The following is a 21,240-nucleotide window of genomic DNA, read 5'->3' as shown; positions in this document are numbered from 1 at the left end:
GCTCCGAGATCCTCCACGCGCTGCCGCTGCTGCGTTCCTTCGCCCCGATCCCACAAGGACACCTTGATGCGCCTCACGTCCTCCCCGTACGAACCTCCGTCCCTCACCTTGCCGCCGTGGGTACCGCCGCCCGGCGGCCTGCGTACCTGGGGGTGCGGCGAGCACTTCGACGCCGTACGGCTCCCGGCAACCCTCGCACCTCCGCTGGTCGCCGTACTGCAGGCCGCCGGTGGGCACGGACCGGTGCTCGCCGACCCCTACAGCGGCAGCTGGCACATCCTTCTCGACCCGGACACCGTCCGCCCCGGACCGTGGGCCCGTCACGGGATACGCCTTCTGCGGCCCGGAACCCGCCTCACGATCCCCGCCGCCCATGTCACCGCCGGCACCGACCTGCACTGGCACACCCCGCCCGGTGCCGGCTACACCCACGCCGAGTTACTCAACGACGCCCTCACGGCTCCGTCCGGTCTCACCAGCACCCCGCGCCGCGCCGCCCGGCGCCCCAGGACCAGCCGGTGACCAACAACGCCTCCGTAAGCGCACCCGGCACCCTCCTCGGGCCCGCGACAAGCCCTCGTTCCCCAGGAAGCTCCGTGCACCCCACCACACCTCCGTACCTGATCCGACACCTGGACGGACGTAGCGAGTACGAAGTGCTCAGCTCCCAGGTCATGGCCTGGCGTCGAGAGCGAGACCTGCCCCGCGAGAGCGTCCGGCCGATACTCGAGTCCCTGCGCGATGAGCGCGAGATGGCCGTCCTGGTCGACACCGACGACAACGCCTTTGTCGGCTGCCTCCAACTCGATCGGAGCGCTCTCGCCGCGCCGCCGTGGACGGACTCCGAGAACACTCAGCCGACACTGGCGTTGTCCTGCGCCGCTGCCGCCCCAGGCGTCGGCTACAGGATCGGCTGGCTCCTGACCATTTGGGCCCGCCATTACGCCGCCCTGTGTGACTACACCCGGGTGGCGTGCACCGTCCCCCTTCGTCACCACCGCGATTCCGCCGGCGAGCGCCTCCTCGGTCATCTGGTGGACGAGTGCGGGTGGACCCGTCGCCGGTCGGCGGGCCCACCCGACGGACTGGACGTCCTGCTGACAGCAGATGCGTGTCGCGCGGACAGTCTCGACGCCTTCATCATCACGGAGATCCCCGTACTGCCCGCAGTGTCCGCAGAAAGGGAGCCCGCCTCATGAGCAAGATGACCTTGCCGGGCAGGCCGAAAGACGGTCGGGCACTGCGGCACGCCGCGGCCGTCCACCCCAGAGGGGGCGGTGATGCGACCACCCGGTTCTCCATGTGCGGTGACCTCTGGCTACGTATGTCGCTGGAGCTGACACGTCTTCTGCTCACTGTCCGCGTGCCGCCCCCGGGCTTCCGCGACATAGGACCCTTCGCCACCTTCAACACCCCCTCACACCCCATGGCTCCGCTTGCGCGGGCTCAGTGCGGCCACAGGCAGGCCGGCGCCACAAAGCGCGGCCGCCGGTCGGCAGGACCCCCCAGGCCGGTGACACTGTGAGCGAGCCGTACGAATCGAGCCCGAGCCACGCCGCGTTCGCTGCCGAACTGCTGAGCCGCGCAGAAGTCACCAGAGAGCAGTGGCGCATGCCTGGGCCGGAACGCGTCCGCATGGCAGCAGATGCCCTCACAGCCATCCAGAAGATGCAGCAGGACAACGCCGTCGCGCTGCACCGGATCGTGGAGAGTCTCAGGCAGTGGCCGGGGCACCGGACGGTGGGCCAGGACGCCTGCCAAGCGGCCGTGAGCATCGCGGTGCACAGCGACCACGACCCGGCTTTCCAGCAGAGGCTTCTGCGACTGCTCCGTGCGGCCGTAACAGCGGGTGAAGCCACTCGTGCTCAGCTAGCTCACCTGCACGACCGCTGCCTCGTCAACGCCAGGCAGCCCCAGCTGTACGGCACCCAGCACTGGTACCGCACTGATGGACAGCTCCAGCCGCACCCGATCGCCGACCTCGCGCAGCTCGACACCCGAAGGGCCCGCGCTGACCTGCCCCCCTACGCCGAGCAGGCCCGGCACCTCCGCGAGCGCCACGGGCCGCTCGGCTCCTTATCGGCCTCCGCTACAGCGGAACCCATCCCCTTGCCCGAGAGGTGCGCGGCATGAACGAATCGATCACCGTCCTGAACTGGAACCTGGAGAAGGGCATCAACCTCGAGGCGGGCGCCCGTTGGGTCCAGGAGCAGCGCCCCGACATCTTCTTCCAGCAGGAAGTCCAGCCGGACCAGCTCGCCCGGGTGTCGGAACTCCTGGACATGGACGGCCATATCGCTGTCCCGCGCCCCGGCAGCTCCAACGACAACGCGATCTTCGTCCGCCGCGATGGACCGCTGGTGTGCACGGAGGAGTACCCGCAGGCCTGGGCACCCTGGCACGCTCCCGCGAACATCGCCGTCCGCCTCCGCGACGCTGACGGCGGCACCCTAAGCCCCCGGCAGATCAGCGCCGTCAGCATGCACACCTGCTACTGGTCGCCCGAGCACCGCCTGACCGAGTCCCGCTGGTGCACCACGCTCGCCAAACCCGGCTGGCTGGCCATGATCTTCGGCGACTGGAACAGCTACCGCGTCGGCACGGATATCCGCTGGGACGACTACACCGACCACGCCTTCGTCGCCAACCGCACCCACGAGTACGACGGCCGCCGGCACACAGACGTGCGACCCGACCGTGAACTGCTGGCGGCCGGCTACGTCGAGATGGCACGCCACGCCGCCGAGCACCTCGACCAGCCCGAGGCCCTGGCCCCCAGCTCCGGCTACCGCGACCACCCCGGCCGACCGAAAGGCCCCAGGTACTGCATCGACCGCGGATACCTCAGCGCGGAACTCGCCCCAGCCCTGACCAGCTTCACCGTCTGCGACAGCCCTGAATTGCGCCGGCTGTCCGACCACCTGCCCCTGCGGGCCGAGTTCGACTTCGCGCAGATGCGCACCATCCTGCACCGGCCCGCCGCGATGTATCAGCCGCACGACAACCGGCACGCCGCGTCCGCCCACGGCCACCACCCGGCCGCTGCCGGCGGTACGGCATGACCATCACCGTTCGGCTGGGAACGTACAACCTGCTCAACGGCGGCGGTGAACGCTGGCGCGCCCAGGCGGAGTTCCTACGGGCGCAGAACCTGGACGTCCTGTGCCTGCAGGAGGCGAAAAGGTGGGACGAGGGCGGCTACGCCCGGATGCTCGGCTTCGCCGACCTTCTCGGAATGCAGGCCCAATTCGCCCCCTCCAACAGTCACAGCTGTCACCTGGTCACCCTCTACCGGTGGCCACGCGTGCGGTGTACGGCGTTCCACCCGGATGTCGCAGAAGGCACCTTCCACCACGTCGTTTCGCGTGCCCACCTCACCGTGGACGGCCATGAACTGACCGTACTCAACACCCACTTGGCTCCCTTCAACGGCAGCAGCCGCGCCCGCGAAGCCGACTGGCTGACCGAGTACGGCGCCGCCGGCCGGCGCGTCGTCCTGGCCGGAGACCTGAACGTCCAAGGCCTCGTCGACGAGGAGTTGGATGACTGGGGGGTCATTCCGGCCGAACTGCACTCCCGCCACCGGTCGCAACTGCCCGACGGCAGTTACGGCGGCAGTGACCGCCTGGCGATGGCCAAGCTCGTGCACGCCGGTTTCACCGATCCTGTCGCGGCGTTCGGCATCCCGGTGCCACGCACGGCCGGCTACTGGAGCGACGCCGAGCGGTGGGACCACCGCTCGGATCACATCCTCCTCGCTCCGGCCCTCACCCCCGCCCTCTCCGGGTGCGAGGTCCCCGATACCGAGGAAGCCCGGGGCCTGAGCGACCACCTGCCGTTCATCGTCACGCTCGAACTGCCACAGGCGGATGCGGCATGATCAACTTCAGGTGCCCTGGCCCTTGTGCCGCCCTCACTGCCGGTGTGGCAGACCAGACGTGGCGGCCCATGCGGGCGCGCTCCGGCCGGGTCAGCCGGGCGTGGACCTCTCCTGGTGTCATCGTGCTGAGTCCGGCCCCGGCCGGGGCGTCACGGCCCATCCCGTTCATCACCCTCCGCGAGGGCGAGCATGACCTGTCCCGGCACTCCCTCGTCCTCCGCCCGCACGGTGCCGGCCTACGACTCGCCTACAGCGGCCTGCTGTACGCCCGCACGCCTCAAGTCTTAGACGCTGCCGGCTGGCCTGCCGGCCGGAGCGAGAGGGCGTCGTCGAACTCGGCCACCACGCCACCACCGAGCTCGGACAGCCCACCATCGAGACCACGAACAGGGAATCCCGTCTGTGACTAATGAAGTGCGCATCGTCTGCTGGAACATCGAGCACAACGGCCGCGGCCGGAGCGGAGGCGACGACCACCGCGACCTGGCCCGAGACATTCTCGCCTCCATCGAACCGCACATCGTGCTGCGCCAGGAGCTGACCGGCGCGTGGGACCGAGGGAAGGCCGACCTGTACGCCGAGGCCAACCGGCTCGGCGGCCTCGTCCCGTTCATGCCCGCGCCGCGGGAGGGGCGCAGCAAGAACCCGGTCGGCGTGATGGTCGACCCCACCCTTTTCTTCGTCGACGGCTACTTCGAGCACGACCTGCCGTGGAAGCCGATCTGCAACCCCCGCGTCCGCCTCAAGGGCTGCGCCAAGTCGCTCGACCTCGCCTCGGCGCACCTGTGCCACTACGACCCGGACCTGCGCGCGACCGAGGCGAGGCGGCTCACCACCCTCGCCGACAACGGCCGCAGCGCCTTGGTGGGGATGGACGCCAACAGCTACCCGCACCAGACAGCGCTGGAGTCCGTGGCGCTCCCGGACTGGGGCGGGATCGAGGACCGCGTCCACTTCCAGCACCGCACCATCGAGCGCGACGGCCGGCGTGTCTCGGACACCCGGCCGGACGAGATCCTCTCCGGTGGCAAACCCGTCTTCACCGACCTCGCTCTGCACGCGGGCACCATCCTCGGCCAGCCCGGCGCACTCGCGGCGACGGCGAGCCTGAAGCGCACCGATCAGGGGCCCGCCCAGCGCATCGACCGCATGTACTGCACCCCCGACCTCGCGCCGGCCCTCCTCGCCTTCGACGTCCTGGCCACCGACGAGGTGCGGGAGGTGTCCGACCACGCCCTGTTGGTCGCGCGCTTCGACCTCGACGTCCTCCGCCAGGTCCTCACACCCGCCCGCTGACACTTCTACCTCTGGGGAAAACTCCATGCTCATCAACGCGGCGATCTGCAACTTCGAGAACAACGGCGGCGGCGACCGCGCACTGTGGCAGCGGATGCACAAGCGGCTGGCCTCACTCGACCTGCATCTGCTCCTGCGGCAGGAGGTGTGGAACGCGCAGGACAACGGCAACGAACTCGCAGACGCGGCCGAATCCGTGCTCGGCATGGCCGGCCTGATCGGCCCGGAGTGCTGCACCGCCCTCTACCACGACCCGGACCTCTTCACCCCCGTCGGCGAGTTCCCGAAAACCGGCCCCATGTGGGTGCTCCCGCCGACCGTGCGCAGCCTGCAGCTCGCCGGAACAACCCCAGGCGCGGCCCCGCTGATCGTCGGCTCGTACCACCTCAACTACGGCTCCACCACCACGCGCCTGTCGGAGGCCGAACGGCTGACCCAGTGGAACGACAGGTGGGTCACGGCCGACGGGCGACGCGTCCACCACCCGGCGCTGCTCGGCGGCGACAACAACAGCTACCCGGTCCCCGGCACCCCGGGGGACCCGGCCCTGCCCGTCCTGGAGGAGATCCCCGACGAGCCCCACCGGGCACACCGCTCCTACATCGGGCCGGACGGCGTGCGCCGGATGGACGACCGACCGGACGACACCCTGCGCACCGCCGGCCTCCAGGACGTCGCCCGCCACCTCGCCACCACCGCGGGCAACACCACCGCGGTCGCGCCGACGGTCGACGCCTACGACACACACGGGCCGGACGCGCGCATCGACAGGATCTACGCCAGCAAGGAGCTCCTGCCCGCCGTGTGCGAGGTCGAGGTCATCGACATGAGGGACCTGTCCGACCACCACACGGTCGTGGTGCGCCTGGACCGGGACACGCTCACCGACATCCTCAACAACCCGCTCACCCGGGCGGCGTGACCGATGTCCACAACCCAAGCCTCGCACTCACCGATGCACCCCATCTGGCGTGTTGGGGGGCTAGGCAGCTGTTCCGTCGGCTCGGATCGGGGCCGGGAGGGTACGCAGGCGTTCGGTCAGCTCGGTAGCCGAGCTGACCGCCGAGGCATCGAGCAGTCGTCCCAGTCGCGTCAGGCGGTCGCGGGCGGTCGCCCGGAGCCGGGGCGGCGGGATCAGGTCGAGTACGCCCAGAGCGCGGGTGGCTGCCTGGTCCGGAGCGTCGCGGGCCTCCGCAAGCGCAAGGACGAGGGTGGCGGCCACCCACCCTGGTGTCTCGGCAGGCGCGGCGTCGATGGATTCAAGAGCGACGGCGGCGGCCCGGTCGAAGCGTTCGAGGGTGAGGTGAGCCTCGGCGACGTGAAGGCGGTGCTCGGCGCGGTCGTATCCGAAACGCCCGGGCAGTTCGACGCCCGTGCGCATGATCTCGTCGCTCTCGTAGACGACGTCGTCTGCCTCCGCGGTCCGGCCTGTGGCAGCAAGCGCAGGCAGCAGAGCCCACCCCAGCAGCTGGGCGCGCCGCAGGCCTTCGGGCGCATGCTGGAGTCCGTACTCGGCGTGTCCTCGAGCGTGCTCCCAGTCCTCACGTGCGGTAGCGACCATGGCCAGCGCCCCGCTGGCCCAGGCGGTGAGCGCCAGCTCGTGGGTGGACTCGCCGAGCGCGCCGGCCAGAGTGAGATGGGTGCGGGATCCGGCGCGGTCGCCCAGGTGATAGGCCAGGTTGCCGAGAAGCGCCGACAGCCAACCGACCTGCCTACGAAGGCCCTCCGCGATCTCGCGGTCCGCTCCCGCCACCGCGGTGGAGAGCAAGTTGCGTGTCTCGCGGACCTCTTCCATCAGGACGGCCGGCGGATGCTTGCTGTAGTTGAGGGCGTAGTGCTCCACGGCCGCCTCGGCCAGGGCAACGAGGGCGAGCGAGCCGTCCGGCGCCTCCAAGACGGCCCACTGCACGGATTCGCGGATAGCAGGCAGCCCACTGGCGGTCGTCATGGATCCCCTTCGACTGGTGTTCGTCTCCTCGCGCTGGAACTGACCGTAGTGGAGCGGGGGCGGGGACGCGCACGTGCTGCACCACAGGCAGCGTGTCTCCAGGGCGAGCTGGTCGGGACGTGCCCCGTACGCGCGCGAGATCATCAGGCGGTACTCGTCTCCGGGCTCCTCCTGCCCATGCTCGTACCGGCACAGCGTGGCCGGCGTCAGCCCTGGCGGCAGCAGCCCATCGGACCTGTATACGGCGGCAACCTCGCGGATCGCCTGGGGCCGCGACCATCCCAGCGCGAGGCGCCACGCCTCCAGGGCTGTCAGTTCTGGCAACGCCGTCCGGAGGATGGTCACGATCCGTTCCTGGGTGTGCCCGTCTCGTTGACATTGAGCACGAATCCGGGATGCCTCCCGCTGGATCTCCGCACGCCGACCTCGGGTAACTCCGCCCACTGCCCGGCCCTCCGCCGCTCGGCCAAATCCCTGAGCCGTCCAGGCCGACGAGGCCCTCGGACGGACATTGCGCAGACACGTCAATGTTCCTACAGAACACCAGCAATGACGGCTAGTCAGTCGCGAATGCATCGTGATGAGCGGCGTCTACCGCGCTCTGAACCGCACCCTGGTCCGCCCGTCTGCTCTGGTCTTGGAACGAGGTGCGAGCGTCCAAGCCGCCAGGGATCGCCGCCGGCGGTCGACTCGATGCGCATCCCTGTGGCGGCCATGGCCGCCTCGTCATCGACTCTCGAAGGAAGATCATGGATTTGAGTTCCGTTCAGCTGCCGCCCGGGGCCTTCACTATCGGCAAGAAGTTCGGATTCGAGGCCGGCCACCGCCTTCTCGGGCTGGCGCCCGAGCACAAGTGCGCCCGCCAGCACGGCCACAGCTACGAGGTCGAGGTCATCCTGACCGCTCCCACCCTGGAGGAGCCCGGCTTCGTGACGGACTTCGGCGCGCTCGCCCCGTTCAAGGAGTTCCTGGCCGCCGAGCTGGACCACCGCAACCTGCACGAGATCCTCCCCTTCGAGCCGACCTCGGAGCGCCTGGCTCAGTTCCTGGCCGGCTGGGTCATCCAGAACCTCCAGCCCAAGATCCCCGGCCGCCTGGTCGCCGTCCTGGTACGCGAGACGGCGAGCAGCTGGGCTCGCTTCGACGTGGAGGAGCGGTGACCACCTTCGAGCCGATCGACATCGACCCGGCGGCAAGCGACGCCGCACTCCGGCTGATCGTCGCGGAGTGCTTCGGCGTCAAGGTGCCGACCTTCCAGGGAGAGGGCCCGAGCTGCGGGCACCCCGCCCTGTTCATCCGCCTGTCCCGATGCAACCTCAGCTGCACCAAGTGCGACACGAAGTACACGTGGGACTGGGACCACTTCGACCCCCGCAAGGAGTCGACGAAGCAGACGGCGGCGGACCTCGTGGCCTGGGCCACGTCCTCGCCGGTGGAGCTTGTCGTGATCACCGGTGGTGAGCCGCTGCTCCAGCAGGCCCGCTTGGTGCCGCTCGTCCAGGGACTGCTGGCCGCCAAAAAGCGGGTGGAGTTCGAGACGAACGGCACCATCGTGCCCGTGCCCGAACTGGTGGTCGACGGAGTCCGCTTCAACGTGTCGCCCAAGATCGCCAGTTTCGGCATGGACGAGGCCAAGAGCGTGGTGCCCGCCGTGCTCGAGGCGTTCGCAGCGTCCGGGCGAGCGACGTTCAAGTTCGTCGCCTCCTCGGTGGCCGACCTCGACCGCATCGCCGAGCTCGCCGATTCGCACCGGCTGACGCCGGTGTGGGTGATGCCCGAGGGCACCACCGCAGACGAGATCACCGCCACGACCCGGGTCCTCGCTGACGCGGTCGCGGCCCGGCACTGGTACTTCACCACCCGGCTGCACGTGTTGGCCTTCGCGGACGCGCGAGGCCGCTGATCTCCCGCCCCTGCTCCTTCGTTCCCCTGCCCCCGGAAGCGAGAGAAGCCCATGACGACGTCCATCACCGGTCCTGAGGCGGCCCTGAGTGCCGCCGTACCCGCACCCGATCGGTCCGCGCCGGGCATCGACGCCGATCGCGTCGCCGGCCTGATCGCCCAGCTCCTGGTCGAGCTGGGCGAGGATCCCACCCGGGACGGGCTGATCGGCACCCCGGGCCGCGTCGCGGCCTGGTGGAAGGCGTTCCTGTCCCCCGATGGCGCCGCAGTGGACACCTGTTTCACCGAGTCCCAGCTGAGCGGTCAGCTGGTCATCGTGGGCGGCATGAACGTCTGGTCGCTGTGTGAGCACCACATGCTGCCCATGGGTCTGGAGGTCACCGCCGGATATGTACCGGACGGTGAGGTACTTGGCTTGTCCAAGTTCGGGCGGATCGCGCAGCGCTTCGCTGGTCGGCTCCAGGTCCAGGAACGCTTTACCCGCCAGGTCTTCGAATACCTCACCGGCGTGATCGGGCGCGAGGACGTCGCCGTCCGCGTACGCGGTACGCACCTGTGCATGAGCATGCGGGGCGTGCGGATGGACGCGGCCCTCACCACCACGCTGCAGGTGGGCGGGCGGTTCGAAAGCGATCCGGTGCTCTCCCAGCAGTTCCTCACCCTCGCCGCCGCCCAGTGACGCGCTCCCAGGTACCGGCAGGCGAGTCGACCGAGAAGGAGGTAGAGCAGATGGCACCGTCGTCAACTTCACCGTTACGTGCTGACCGCCCCGGCCCGCTGTTCCTGACGTGGGACGACCTCACCACCGCGACGGCAACCCTCGCGCATCAGGTGGCGGCCGCGGGGATGCCGCAGGTGGTGGTAGGCATCGTCCGCGGCGGCATGATCCCAGCCGCATGGCTCGCCCACCGGCTCGCGATCCGCGACGTGCGGACCGTCGAGGTCACCCGCACGACCAGCGACGGCATCAACGCCGCCAAGAGCACGGTCCCCAGCGTCCGCAACCCCGCGTCGCTCGGCGACCTCACGGGCCTGGACGTGCTGCTCGTCGACGACATCGCCGGCAGTGGCGTGACCCTCGCCCACACGGGGCGGATGATCCATGACCTCGGCCCCGCCCAGGTGCGCACCGCGGTCTTCGCCGTGAACCGGGCCAACTGGACGCAGAGCTCCGACCCCCACCGCGACATCGACTACATCGCCTCACTGACGGACACCTGGGTCGTCTTCCCCTGGGAGGAGCAGCATGAGCGCTGAACTGGAGTCCCCGGCCGGGCGCGCCGCGGATCGGAGGGAGCCGGGCACAACGGCCCCCACCCTTCCCGGTCCCCGTGCCGCTGCCGGCCGTGTCCGGCCGCTGTGGGTGAGCATCGAGGGTCTCAACGGGGTGGGCAAGAGCGAGGCGATCCGTGCGGTCGCGGCCGAGCTGGGCCCGCGGTGCCTGCGGCTGAGCGAACTGACGGACCAGGACGGCGACACGCTGCCGGGCCAGGTGATCACCGCTCTGCGCTCGACGGAGGACGTCTTCCTCCGGACGGGGCATCCCGTCGTCGAGACCCTGGCCTTCCTCGCTCTGAAGGTCCGCGAGTACGAGCGCCTGAGCGAGGGGGACTTGACCGGCGTCGAGGTGATCCTCGAAGACCGTGGGATCGACAGCACGGCCATCTACCAGGCGTTGATCCTGGCCGCCCAGCACCCGGGCGTCCAGCCACAGGCACTGGCGGAGCGCATCCTGGCGACCATGGCGCCATGGCGCCCCGCCCCCGACGCGACGGTCCTGCTGACGTGCGACCGGGAGGTCGCCACCAGCCGGTTCGCCACCCGGACCGGCCGCGTTCTCGACGGCCGGGACCTCGAGGTGATCGAACAGGCCGATGTCCTCTACCGCGAGTTCGCCCGCGCCCACCCCGACCGGTTCACCGTGCTGGACGTGAACGGATGCAGCCCGGACGAGAGCGCGAAGGCACTCCGGGCGGACGTGGAGGACCTGATCCAGCGGTGGGAGGCCATCCATGCGTCGTGACATCACGCTCCTGTGGGGACTGCGCTCCCGCTGCGCCGTGGCCTGTCTGTACTGCTACTTCGGCACCGTGGAGGAGCACAAGGCCAGCCCGCCGGACCAGCTCGGCATCCTGTCGCACATCTCCCGCAACGACCTGAGCCGGGAGGAGATCACCACGTTCGCGCGGACCTTGGAAGGCTCCCCGGTCGAGCGGGTCGTCATCGCCGGCGGCGAGCCGCTGGACTGGCCCGCCGCCCTGGACCTGATCGAGATCATCAAGAACGCAGGATGCGAGGTGGTCATCGCCACGAACGGCATCCCTCTCAGCCGACCGGGGATCGCCGATCGTCTCGTCGAGCTTCGAGTGGACGGGGTGTCGGTGTCCCTGGACAGCGTGGACCCGGCCTCCAACGACCGCCTGCGGCCCTCCCGCTCCGGGAAGTTCGGCCACGCCGACGTGGTGGCCGGCATCCAGGCACTGCTACGGGCCCGCGGCACCGGCCCGGCGCCGCGGGTCGGGATCTACAGCGTGGTGATGCGGCCGGCGCCGCAGGAGATCACCCAGGTAGCGCGGCTGGGCGCCGACCTCGGCGTGGACTACTTCGTGCCGCAGCCGATCTCCCTGGCACCCGATCACAAGTTGTTCGCCGAGCTCGCGCACACCCCCGAGGACACGGTGCCCGTGGCCCAGGAACTGGCCCAACTGCAGGCCGACCCGGCGGGCCTGGAGGTTCCCTCGCCCGGCTCCATGCTGCGCTTCGTCTCCGCGATCTCCACCCAGGCCAGCGGGCGCGTGCAGGAGTGCTTCGGCGGGGCGCAGCTGTTCTTCGTCCAGCCGGACGGCTCGCTGTGGGACTGCCCGTCCGACCGGCGGATCGCCGCGACCCCCGCCGAGCAGCGGCGCACGATCGCCGGGGCGGACGCCCGGACCCTGTTCGACGGGCGGCCCCCGTGCACGGACTGCTCTCACTTCAGCCGGGACTGCGTGAACATGTGGCCCCTGGTCCTGGACATGCCGCGCCTGCTCAACAAGGAGTCCAGCCGATGACCCTGCCCCCGCCCCCCGACAAGTCGCCGCTCCTCCGAGAGATGACCGCCAGCCTGTCGGCCATGCCCGACCCGGCGGCCTCGGTCCATCTGCGGCTGTTCGAGGACGAAGCCGCGCACGCTCTCGGCACCGCGCACGCGGTCGCCGTGTCCTCGGGCACCGCAGCCCTGCACACCGCGCTGTCCGCCTGCGGGATCAGACCGGGAGACGAAGTCCTCGTCCCGGCGCTCACCGTGATCATGACCGTGGCACCCCTTCGTACGCTCGGGGCCACGCCGGTGTTCGTCGACAGCGACCCGGCCACCCTGGACCTGGACTACGAGGACGCAGCCCGGAAGCTCACCGCGCGGACCCGGGCGATCATTCCGGTCCACTTGTGGGGCCGGATGGGGGACCCCGGCGCCCTGGCAGCGTTCGCGTCCGAGCACGGACTCGCCGTCGTCGAGGACGCGGCCCAGGCCGTCGGCACCGTCCGTAACAAACGGCTGGCCGGCACAGTCGGCACGGCCGGCTGCTTCAGCATGAAGGACGGCAAGATCCTGTGGAGCGGCGAAGGCGGGTTCCTCACCACAGCCAGCGGCCAGGTGGCCGAGCACGCGCGCGCCTTCCGCAGCCACTGGCAGCCCGCCCCACCGGGAGAGGCCCCGCTCAGCCGCTTGGCAACCAACTCCCGCCTCGCCGCGCCCCTGGCCGCCCTCGCCCTGGCCAACCTCCGCCGCCTGCCTGATCTGATCGAACGGCGCCGCGCCCAGACCCGATACCTCCTGAACGCCCTGGAGCGGGTCCCCGGGCTGACCGCCCTCACCCCTGCCGCAGGTGAGGAGTGGAACGGCTTCTCCCCGCTGCTGCACATCGGCCTTCCCAGCCCCCGGGCATTCGCCGAACATCTCGCGCAGCAGGGCGTGCCGAACTCCACCGGCGGTTTCCGCCTCGTGCCCTGCGACACCCGGCCCCCGTTCCCCCGGCCGGAGCAGCCGTGCCGCGGCACGGCGGAGATCCTCGACCGCACGCTCGCCGTCGTCCTGGCCGAGGGCGACACCCAGGCCACCCTCGACCGCTACGCCGATGTCATCGCCCAGGCGGCCGCCGCGTGGGCACCGTGACCGCCGACCGGGAAGCCGGTACCGCCGGACCCGTCCGCGACAGCCGCTCCGGCGCCCTGTCCTCGTCTCCGAAAGGATTCCCGCCCGTGACGATCACCCCGGTACGCCGCGCGTGCACGCGCGGCCCGCTGATCTCCGCCGAAGGCCTCAACGGCGTTGGCAAGACCTACCTGACCAACCGCGCCGTCGAAGCCCTGGACGAGAAGCCTTTGATACTGGATGAGTTCTCCCAGCGGGCGAACGGACGCCCCGGACTGGGCGAAGCCCTGCTCCAGGCGCTGCGCGCGGCCAGCGCCGGCGACCCGTTCCTGCGCGGGGGCACACCCATGGCCGAGGCTCTCCTCCTGATGGCCATCAAGCGCCATGACCTCGACACCCTGCTCCCCGACCTGGCCGGTGGGCGCACGGTCGTCGAAGGCCGCAGCGTCGACACCACGGCGGTGTGCCAGGCACTGCTGCTGCACCCCGATCACCCGGACCAAGCCCTGGAGACGGCCCTGGCCCTGCTCGACCTTGCCTCCTTCTACCGGCCGCTGCCCGATCTCACGATCCTGGTCACCGACGACGCCGACCAGGCCCTCGTGCGCGCGCAGCGTCGCGACCGGCGGGTCTTCACCCCCGAGCAGGCCACATTCATGCGCCGGGCGTGCGCGCTGTTCGAACGGGTCGCCGCCACCGATCCGGCCCGCTACCGCGTCATCGACCGGCGCGTCATCGACGAGTACGAGGCCGCCGCGCAGATCCGTGACTGGATCGGCGGCGCCGGGCCCGGCCTGGACTGCCTGCGTGAGCCGTGGGCGGGCGAGGGGGCGCCGTGCATGTGCTGCGGACAGCGCGCGGAAGTGGTGCCGGCATGAACAAGAGGACCCTTGCATCGAGCAGCCCGCACCCTGCCCTCGGCGCGAGCTGCTCGCCGGCCATCCCCGACGGCATCCTGGCCGTGATCTTCGACTTCGACGGAACCCTCGCCGACACGACGGCCAACCAGGAGCAGTCGCTGCGGGCGGCACTCCAGCCGTACGGGCTCGACCTGGACACGGACTGGTACCGCCGACGCTTCGGCCTGTCCATCCACGACCTGCTCGCCGCGCTGCCGGGCGCACGGCAGCTGCCCCACGACGAGATCATCGGCCGTAGCCGCGCCCACCTCCTGGCCCACATGAACACCATCGCCCCCATCGCGTGCAGCGTCGCGCTCCTGCACGCGGCGCGCGAAGCCGGGCTGCCCTGCGCCGTGGCGTCGGCGGCCAGCCGCATCCTCGTCCATCCCGGGATCGAGGCCCTGGGCCTGGGCCCCCAGTTCGAAGCCGTCGTCACCCGGGAGGACGCCGCACGCGGCAAGCCCGCCCCCGAACTGTTCCTGGAGGCCGCCCGCCGCATCGGCGTCCCGCCAGAGCGCTGCCTCGCCGTGGAGGACGCCCCGGACGGCATCGCCTCCGCACTCGCCGCCGGCATGCACGTGCTCAGGGTGGTCGACGGCCACCTGGCCCCCACCGGCGATAGCGGCGAAGACACCGCGGGCCTGCCGTCAGGAGCCGGAGTCCCGATGCCGCCCGGCTGCGCGCTCGGGCTGGCCGCTGCCCGCCGGGCGGCCACCCAAAGCGGCCCCGCATCGGTCCCCGCGCCGTCCACCGCCGATTCCGACCGGTGACGGCTCCCGGCCGTCGCAGCAGAGGAGCATGATGCCCGTCCTCCACTCGACCAAGAACCTGAAGGTCGCCACCCCCGTCACGCAATCCAGTGCGGGCGTCGGGATCTTCGAGTACACCGACGCCTACACGGTGTTCCACTACGGCCGGATGCCGGACCTGATCCCCGGCAAGGGCGAGGCCATCGCCCGCATGGCCGCCTTCAACTTCGCCCTGCTGGAGGCGGCCGGCGTGCGGACCCACTTCCGCCGGTTCATCGCCCCCCGCCACATCGAGTTCGATCTCGCCCGCCTTCCCACCCCGGACGCCGTGCCCCTGGCCCCCGACGTCCGTAACACCCTGCTCCCCGTGCAGGTCCTTGTCCGCACCGAACTCCCGCAGGGCAGCTCCGTCCATCGCCGTCTCGCAGCCGGCACCCTCACCCCGGCCCAGGCCGGACTCGGCTCCCTCCCCGCGGTCGGGGAGGAACTGAAGGACCCGCTCGTCGAGTTCGCGACCATGCTGGACGACGTCAACCAGTACATCGACACGGCGGAAGCCCAACGCCTCACGGGCCTGGACGACGACCGGTTCCAAGCCCTGCTCGACACCACCGTCACGGTCAACCGCGTGCTGACCGAACACGCGCGCGCGGTGGGCCTGCGGCACTGCGACGGCAAACTCGAATTCGTGGTGGCGGCCGACGGCGGCCTCGTGCTCGCCGACAGCCCCGGCACGCCCGACGAGAGCCGCCTGCTCTTCGACGGCGTGCACTGCGGCAAGCAGGTCCTACGGAACTGGTACGTCGACAACGGGCTCGAAGTCCCCGTCAACCAGCTGATATCCGAAGGCGTGCCCCGGCACCGGTGGCCCACTCCCACCCCACTGCCGGGCGCGTTCCTGCCGGTGATGTCCGACCTCTACCGGTCCCTGAGCGAGACCTGGACCGGCGAGCGCCTCTGGAACGCGCCGGATCTGCCCGCGGCCACGGCGGCCGTGGTCCGGCTCATCGGGCACTGACGAGAACCCACCCGGGCAGGCGCTGGCACGTGCTCTCCTCGATGAGCAGGGCGCGCGCCAGCGCTGCCACCCAACCGAGATGAACGGCGAACTTATGGGCAGTTTGACCGACGACCCCGACTTCCGGGCAACGACGTTCGTGGTCGTCGACTTCGAGACGACGACGCCGACGGGCTACCCGGCGCAGCCCATCGAAGTCGCCGCTCTCGCCCTTCGCTGCCCGGACGGTGCGTGGACGGAGGCGGGCCGGAGTACCTCCCTCATCCGGCCGCCCGCGTTCGCCCCGGTGACACCGGCCGACACGGCCCAGACCGGCCTGACAGCGGCCGAACTGGCAGGCGCCCCGGACGTTGCTCACGTCATGGGTGCCCTGGACCGGCGCTTCACCCCTGGCGGCCGGTACCTGCTGGTGGCGCAGCACGCCGCGACCGAGGCGAACGTCATCCACAACGCCCGCGAGCACTGCCCGGCCCTGTCCCGTGTCGACTTCCTCGACACCATCCCTCTCGCCAAGTACCTCATCCCGGGCCTGGCGAACTACAAACTCGACACCCTGCTGGCGCACTTCGCAATCGCGCAGCCGGCCGCCCGCCACCGGGCCTACGCCGACGTCGACGTCACCGCGCAGGTGTTCCTCCGCCTCCTCGGTGCCGCGGACGACGGCGCGCAGCTCGCCGACCTCGCCGCCCTGGTGAAGGTGGCGGGGCGCACCGCCAAGAGCAACATCCCTGTCCAGGGCGGGCTGTTCGACATCTAGCCCCACCGCCCGACGACGAGCCATGCAGTGCCACTCGCAGATTGGACGGTACGCATCATGACGATCACCGAAGAGATCCGCGGCGACGAGGTCCAGGTCCCGTTCTGGTTCGATCCGCTGTGCCCCTGGGCCTGGATCACCTCCCGCTGGCTCCTGGAAGTCGAGCAGGTTCGGCCGGTGCGCGCCGACTGGCGGATCATGTCGCTCGCCTACCTCAACCTCGACCAGCGGGGCGGCAAGGGCATCAGCGAGGACTACCGGGAGCTGATGAACACGGCCTGGGGGTCGGTGCGGGTCTGCGCCGCCGCCGCCGAACACGCCGGCCGCCCCGTGCTGGGGCCGCTGTACACGGCCATCGGCACCCGGCTGCACAACCAGCGGCGCCGCGAGGACCCCACCGTCATTACCGAAGCCCTGGCGGAGGCCGGGCTGCCGGCCTCGCTGGCCGCGGCGGCCTCCAGCACGGAGTTCGACCAGCGCATCAAGGACTCGCACCACGAGGCGTTCGACGAGGTCGGCCTCGACGTCGGGACCCCCGTCCTGCGGATCGCCGGCACGACCCTGTTCGGCCCCGTCATCACTCCGGCCCCCCGCGGCGAAGCCGCCGGACAGCTCTGGGACGGCCTGGCGTTGGTCGCGGCGACGGACGGCTTCTTCGAGCTCAAGCGGAGCCGCAACGTCAAGCCGTCCTTCGACTGAGCCCACCGCGACCCGACCGGCTCCAAGGACACGCAGAACACCCGGCCCCGCACCGCCGGTTCGGTTCGGTTCGGTTCGGTTCGAGCGGATCCAGATCACCTCCACGCCCGCCACGTGCGGCACCCGACCACGAGAGCGAGGAACCCGTTGGAGTACGACGCCCTCACCGGCTGGGACGACGACATCACCGCCGAGACCTACGCCGCCTTCACCCGGGCCTACCCCATGTACAGCGCCTCCAGCCGCGATCTGGCCGCGCGTGCCGACCTCACCCGCAGTCGTGTGATCGTCGACCTATGCGGCGGCACCGGTACGACGGCCGAGGCGATCCTCGCCCTGGCGCCGCCCGACTCCACCGTCTTCTCCCTCGACAGCTCCGCCGCCATGCAGAGCATCGGCCGCCGACTCCTGAGCGACCCCCGGCTGACTTGGGTCAACGGCTCTGCCGAAGGTTTGGCCGACCATGTCCCGGCGCGCAGCGTGGATGCCGTCGTGTGCAACTCGGCGGTGTGGAAGACGGACGTCGCCGCTGTGGTCACTGCGGTGCGCCGTGTACTGCGGCCCGGAGGCCGGTTCGTCTTCAACATCGGCGGCGCCTTCGCCGGGGTCACCCACCCCGACGCGCTGTCCCCGCCGACCGGGCCTTCTCTCAGCGCCCTGATCGAGCAGATCGCTAACCGGGACTACGGCATCGTCCCGCCGACGGCCGCCGTCCCTCCGAAGCTCCCGCTCCCCATGATCACCGGGCTGCTGGCCGATGCCGGGCTGCACGTTGTCGCCGCGGAGGTCACCGGCCAGCACACCACGACCGCTGAGAGGGCGGCCTGGCTGTCCATTCCGGTCTTCGCCCACCCCGAGGGCGCCCTCTCCTACGAGCAGAAGATGGCGATCCTCGCCGAGGCCACCGCCCAGTCCAAGCCAGACGACGTCACGGTGACGAGCTGGCTCGTGATCGTCGCCGAGCTTCCGGCAGAGGCATGACGCCGAACGCGCTTGCCCCGGCGTCTTCTATGACGGCATGTTCCCTGCCCGTCAGTCGGCCGCCACGAGAGCTTCCGGTGGCGGAGGAGTTACCTGATTCCGGTCGATGTGGTGACCGCCCGCGCGATCCGGGGCCCGACGAGGCGCTCCGCGAGATCCAGCGGGTACCAGGCGGCGCCGGTCACCTCGGACTCCTGGATACGCCCGACCTCGGCGTCTGCCGTCGTGAAGACATAGCCGAAATCCAGGTGGTAGTGGTCCGGCTCGCCCTTTGCGGGCCTGGCCGGCACCCGGCCGAACTCGACATAGGCAGGGTGCGCAGAGACGAGGGCGACCTGTCCAGGGTCGATGCCAGTCTCCTCGGACAGCTCCCGCAGCGCCGCGCCGACCAGCGTCGTATCGGTCGGCTCCAGATGACCGCCTGGCTGCAAAGTGATCCCGTACGCGAGGTGTTCGATCAGAAGGACCTCGGCGTGGTCCCGGACCAGCAGCGCGCCGGCGGTGACGTGCATCGGGAAGGTCCGCCGCGAGGCGACCCCCCGGCCTTCGGCCAGGAGCCGCAGAGGCTCGGCCAGTTGTCCGGCCTCTTGCGGGTAGCGCTCAAGGTAGGCGGTGAGCACTCCCGCGATGTCGGAATCAGTGATCGCCACAGGTCATCGCCCTCCGCTCGGCCCGAGGAGGGTTCCGCCGGGATGGGCCGCTCGAGGGCGGCCACCAAGCACGTGCACAGTCAGCTCCACAAGAGTCGTGGCGTACCGGAAACCCCGCACTCTACAAGTCCGACGGGCCCCATACGCACCAACGCGCTCGCTGGCGTACGGCGCTTGGGAACCTCGGCGATTCGGCCAAACGCCCTTTGTGGCAGTGCCGTTGCGGGAGCTGGGTCGGTGCTGTTCCCACGGTTCCTCGAACGCTCTATCCCGGGACTTCAGGACCGACCGAAAAACGTGTGTTCGATATCCGGGCTGTGTCGTTGAGCCTCGCGAACCAGCCGTGACGACCGACAGGGGGATCGACTTGACCTCGGGCAGCACAGCCGCACAGCCGAGCACAAACAAAGCGGAGGGGACCCCACCCGACAGCGGGGACGCGGCGCAGGAGGAGGAGTTCCAGTACCGGGACGAGTCCCGGATCCAGGCCGGCGCGCAGATGACGACGACCACGATGGCGCGGCGCCTGCCCGTGCTGGTGCGCCGGTCGCTGCGGATGGCGTGGCAGGTTGACCGGGGCGCGACGGCCGGACTGCTCGCGTGCCAGATCGGCACCGGCGTGCTGGCCGCACTGGGCCTGTTCGCCGTGACCGGGACCCTCACCGCGCTGATCGCCTCCGGCGACATCACCGAGCGGCTGCGGGAGGCGGCTCCGCAGCTGGCCGTCATCGCGGTGGCTGCCGGGCTGCGCGCCCTGCTGGGAGTCACGGTGACCTGGCTGACCGGGCGGCTGCGGCCGGTGCTCGCCCGGGCCGCGGAAGTCAGCATGGTCGAGGCGGCTCTCGGCGCCGAGGCCGCGGCGAACAACAAGCCGGGGTACAACGACCAGTACGACATCGCCGACCGCGGCGCCCAGGTCACTCCCGACCTCGTGGAGGAAGCCCAGGACGTGCTGGCCGCCACGGCGACCCTCGCCGCCGGCGCGACCGTCCTCACCGTGATCCACCCGATTCTCCTGCCTCTGCTGCTCCTGGCGTGCCTGCCGCAGGCCGCCGCGTACGTGCGCGCGGCCCGCGTGGTGTACCTCGCGAGCCTGGAGACGTCGGGGCGCCGACGGATGCTGCACAAGCTGCGCTGGCACATGTCCTACATGGAGTCCAGCGAGGAGATGCGAGCCTGCCTGGCCGGCCCGTTCCTCCTCGGCCGCTACCGGCGCCTGGCCGCCTCCGTCAACGTCTCCGAGCGCGAGGCCGCGAACACCGGGGCCTGGATGGGCCTGGCCGGCGCGGCGGCCGGCGGAGTCGCCTCGGCGGCGGTCTGGGCGACCCTGCTGTGGCTCCTGGTCTCCGGCCGGATGGACCTGGCGGCGGGCGGCGGCGCGGTCTTCGCCCTGCAGACGGCGACCGGCTCCGTACGCGGCATCATCAACGGCGGGGCCCGGCTGGTGCGCACCGGCTGGTACGTGCAGGACTGGCAGAACTTCATCGACAACGCGCACGGGCAGGCGATGGTGGCCTCGCGTGGCTCCGAGATGCTGTCGGCGCCGCCGGAACGGTTCGAGGTCCGCGACGTCACCTACCGGTACGACGGTGCGGAGAAGGACAGCCTGGCCGGGGTATCGCTGAAGGTGCGGCGCGGGGAGATCGTGGCGCTGGTCGGGGAGAACGGGTCAGGGAAGACGACTCTGTCCCGGCTGATCTGCGGACTGCTGCTGCCGACCTCCGGGGAAGTGGCCTGGGACCACACGACCACCGCGCGGCTGGAGCCGTGGGAGGCGTGGAAGCACGTGGCGGTCGCGCCGCAGCGGTTCACCTACCTGCCGCTGACGCTGCGCGACAACGTCACCCTGGGGCAGGGCGACACCAGCGACGCCGCGCTCATGGCGGCCTGCGAGGCGTCAGGAGCCGCGGACATGCTGCCCGCCCTCCGTTCCGGCCTCGACACCCTCCTGACCAGCGAGTGGTTTGGCGGCCACCAGCTGTCCGGCGGGCAGTGGCAACGCGTCATTCTGACCAGGGCCTTTCACCGGAAGGCCGAGCTGCTGGTGATGGATGAGCCAACGGCCGCGCTCGACGCCCGGGCGGAGCACCACGTCTTCACCGGCCTGCGGGACCTGGCCAAGGACCGCGCCATCCTTCTGATCACGCACCGGCTCGCCAACGTCGCCGTGGCCGACCGGATCGTCGTCCTCGACCAGGGCCGCCTCGTCCAGGAAGGCACGTACGCGCAGCTCACCCGCGAGCCCGGGCTCTTTCGGACCCTGTGGGAACTGGAGCAGCGCACCGGCGGCGCGCCCGATCCGACCTGATCCCCTGCCCGCAGTACT

23 protein-coding genes are annotated in these 21,240 nt (G+C 70.6%); 21 read left to right on the top strand and 2 right to left on the bottom strand.

Going from position 1 to position 21,240, the window contains the following annotated elements; all coding sequences use genetic code 11:
- The first annotated feature begins 66 nt into the window (after positions 1-66).
- The 7 genes from ACF07B_RS28740 to ACF07B_RS28710 all read left to right on the top strand — a co-directional run bounded on the left by ACF07B_RS28740 (position 67) and on the right by ACF07B_RS28710 (position 6,098).
- Entirely contained in the window at positions 67-522 is a 456-nt protein-coding gene (locus ACF07B_RS28740; RefSeq protein ID WP_392181088.1) for a hypothetical protein, read from the top strand.
- A 74-nt stretch (positions 523-596) separates the two neighbouring features.
- Positions 597-1,199: a hypothetical protein gene (locus tag ACF07B_RS28735; RefSeq protein WP_392181087.1), complete on the top strand. Its 603-nt coding sequence runs from the start codon at positions 597-599 to the stop codon at positions 1,197-1,199.
- Positions 1,200-1,635: 436 nt separating this feature from the next.
- Positions 1,636-2,133: a DUF6624 domain-containing protein gene (locus ACF07B_RS28730; protein WP_392181086.1), complete on the top strand. Its 498-nt coding sequence runs from the start codon at positions 1,636-1,638 to the stop codon at positions 2,131-2,133.
- The gene (locus tag ACF07B_RS28725; RefSeq protein WP_392181085.1) at positions 2,130-3,062 is read left to right on the top strand and encodes a hypothetical protein; all 933 of its coding nucleotides are present in this window, start codon (positions 2,130-2,132) and stop codon (positions 3,060-3,062) included. The genes ACF07B_RS28730 and ACF07B_RS28725 overlap by 4 nt, the downstream gene beginning before the upstream one ends.
- Complete coding sequence (locus tag ACF07B_RS28720; protein ID WP_392181084.1) at positions 3,059-3,880, top strand: endonuclease/exonuclease/phosphatase family protein; 822 nt, start codon at positions 3,059-3,061, stop codon at positions 3,878-3,880. Before ACF07B_RS28725 ends, ACF07B_RS28720 begins: the two co-directional genes overlap by 4 nt.
- 402 nt (positions 3,881-4,282) lie before the next feature.
- Positions 4,283-5,176: an endonuclease/exonuclease/phosphatase family protein gene (locus ACF07B_RS28715; RefSeq protein ID WP_392181083.1), complete on the top strand. Its 894-nt coding sequence runs from the start codon at positions 4,283-4,285 to the stop codon at positions 5,174-5,176.
- Positions 5,177-5,201: 25 nt separating this feature from the next.
- Positions 5,202-6,098: an endonuclease/exonuclease/phosphatase family protein gene (locus ACF07B_RS28710; RefSeq protein ID WP_392181082.1), complete on the top strand. Its 897-nt coding sequence runs from the start codon at positions 5,202-5,204 to the stop codon at positions 6,096-6,098.
- 60 nt (positions 6,099-6,158) lie between these two features.
- Here ACF07B_RS28710 and ACF07B_RS28705 read toward each other — a convergent pair whose 3' ends face one another.
- Positions 6,159-7,469 (bottom strand): Twin-arginine translocation pathway signal, encoded by a 1,311-nt coding sequence (locus ACF07B_RS28705; RefSeq protein WP_392181081.1) that lies wholly within the window; start codon positions 7,467-7,469, stop codon positions 6,159-6,161.
- A gap of 404 nt (positions 7,470-7,873) precedes the next feature.
- Here ACF07B_RS28705 and ACF07B_RS28700 point away from each other — a divergent pair, with 404 nt between their 5' ends.
- The 13 genes from ACF07B_RS28700 to ACF07B_RS28640 all read left to right on the top strand — a co-directional run bounded on the left by ACF07B_RS28700 (position 7,874) and on the right by ACF07B_RS28640 (position 18,264).
- The gene (locus tag ACF07B_RS28700; protein WP_392181080.1) at positions 7,874-8,284 is read left to right on the top strand and encodes a 6-pyruvoyl tetrahydropterin synthase family protein; all 411 of its coding nucleotides are present in this window, start codon (positions 7,874-7,876) and stop codon (positions 8,282-8,284) included.
- The gene (locus ACF07B_RS28695; protein ID WP_392181079.1) at positions 8,281-9,027 is read left to right on the top strand and encodes a 7-carboxy-7-deazaguanine synthase QueE; all 747 of its coding nucleotides are present in this window, start codon (positions 8,281-8,283) and stop codon (positions 9,025-9,027) included. Before ACF07B_RS28700 ends, ACF07B_RS28695 begins: the two co-directional genes overlap by 4 nt.
- Before the next feature lie 51 nt (positions 9,028-9,078).
- Complete coding sequence (gene folE / locus ACF07B_RS28690; protein ID WP_392181078.1) at positions 9,079-9,705, top strand: GTP cyclohydrolase I; 627 nt, start codon at positions 9,079-9,081, stop codon at positions 9,703-9,705.
- A gap of 50 nt (positions 9,706-9,755) precedes the next feature.
- The gene (locus ACF07B_RS28685) at positions 9,756-10,283 is read left to right on the top strand and encodes a phosphoribosyltransferase (RefSeq protein WP_392181077.1); all 528 of its coding nucleotides are present in this window, start codon (positions 9,756-9,758) and stop codon (positions 10,281-10,283) included.
- Positions 10,273-11,049, top strand: a complete 777-nt coding sequence (locus tag ACF07B_RS28680) for a dTMP kinase (protein WP_392181076.1) — start codon at positions 10,273-10,275, stop codon at positions 11,047-11,049. Before ACF07B_RS28685 ends, ACF07B_RS28680 begins: the two co-directional genes overlap by 11 nt.
- Complete coding sequence (locus ACF07B_RS28675) at positions 11,039-12,076, top strand: radical SAM protein (protein ID WP_392181075.1); 1,038 nt, start codon at positions 11,039-11,041, stop codon at positions 12,074-12,076. The genes ACF07B_RS28680 and ACF07B_RS28675 overlap by 11 nt, the downstream gene beginning before the upstream one ends.
- Entirely contained in the window at positions 12,073-13,179 is a 1,107-nt protein-coding gene (locus ACF07B_RS28670) for a DegT/DnrJ/EryC1/StrS family aminotransferase (protein ID WP_392181074.1), read from the top strand. The genes ACF07B_RS28675 and ACF07B_RS28670 overlap by 4 nt, the downstream gene beginning before the upstream one ends.
- 86 nt (positions 13,180-13,265) lie before the next feature.
- Positions 13,266-14,036 (top strand): thymidylate kinase, encoded by a 771-nt coding sequence (locus tag ACF07B_RS28665; protein ID WP_392181073.1) that lies wholly within the window; start codon positions 13,266-13,268, stop codon positions 14,034-14,036.
- Positions 14,033-14,830 carry an HAD family hydrolase gene (locus ACF07B_RS28660; protein WP_392181072.1) on the top strand — a complete coding sequence of 266 codons (798 nt, stop codon included), beginning with the start codon at positions 14,033-14,035 and terminating at the stop codon, positions 14,828-14,830. Before ACF07B_RS28665 ends, ACF07B_RS28660 begins: the two co-directional genes overlap by 4 nt.
- Positions 14,831-14,858: 28 nt before the next feature.
- A complete protein-coding gene (locus ACF07B_RS28655) occupies positions 14,859-15,827 on the top strand; it encodes a phosphoribosylaminoimidazolesuccinocarboxamide synthase (RefSeq protein WP_392181071.1) in 969 nt (322 codons plus the stop codon).
- Positions 15,828-15,906: 79 nt separating this feature from the next.
- Entirely contained in the window at positions 15,907-16,584 is a 678-nt protein-coding gene (locus ACF07B_RS28650; protein ID WP_392181070.1) for a PolC-type DNA polymerase III, read from the top strand.
- 57 nt (positions 16,585-16,641) lie between these two features.
- Positions 16,642-17,283, top strand: a complete 642-nt coding sequence (locus ACF07B_RS28645) for a disulfide bond formation protein DsbA (RefSeq protein WP_392181069.1) — start codon at positions 16,642-16,644, stop codon at positions 17,281-17,283.
- A gap of 147 nt (positions 17,284-17,430) precedes the next feature.
- Positions 17,431-18,264: a class I SAM-dependent methyltransferase gene (locus ACF07B_RS28640; RefSeq protein ID WP_329449012.1), complete on the top strand. Its 834-nt coding sequence runs from the start codon at positions 17,431-17,433 to the stop codon at positions 18,262-18,264.
- 89 nt (positions 18,265-18,353) lie between these two features.
- Here ACF07B_RS28640 and ACF07B_RS28635 read toward each other — a convergent pair whose 3' ends face one another.
- Positions 18,354-18,914 carry an NUDIX hydrolase gene (locus ACF07B_RS28635; RefSeq protein WP_190148933.1) on the bottom strand — a complete coding sequence of 187 codons (561 nt, stop codon included), beginning with the start codon at positions 18,912-18,914 and terminating at the stop codon, positions 18,354-18,356.
- Between the two features lie 367 nt (positions 18,915-19,281).
- On the opposite strand from ACF07B_RS28635, the gene ACF07B_RS28630 reads away from it, so the two are divergent.
- Entirely contained in the window at positions 19,282-21,222 is a 1,941-nt protein-coding gene (locus tag ACF07B_RS28630) for an ATP-binding cassette domain-containing protein (protein ID WP_392181216.1), read from the top strand.
- The last annotated feature ends 18 nt before the right edge of the window (positions 21,223-21,240 follow it).

Source organism: Streptomyces sp. NPDC015532 (assembly GCF_043078065.1).
Taxonomy (GTDB): Bacteria; Actinomycetota; Actinomycetes; order Streptomycetales; family Streptomycetaceae; genus Streptomyces.
Note: the sequence above shows the minus strand (reverse complement) of the source record. Positions and strands in the feature narration are given on the sequence as shown.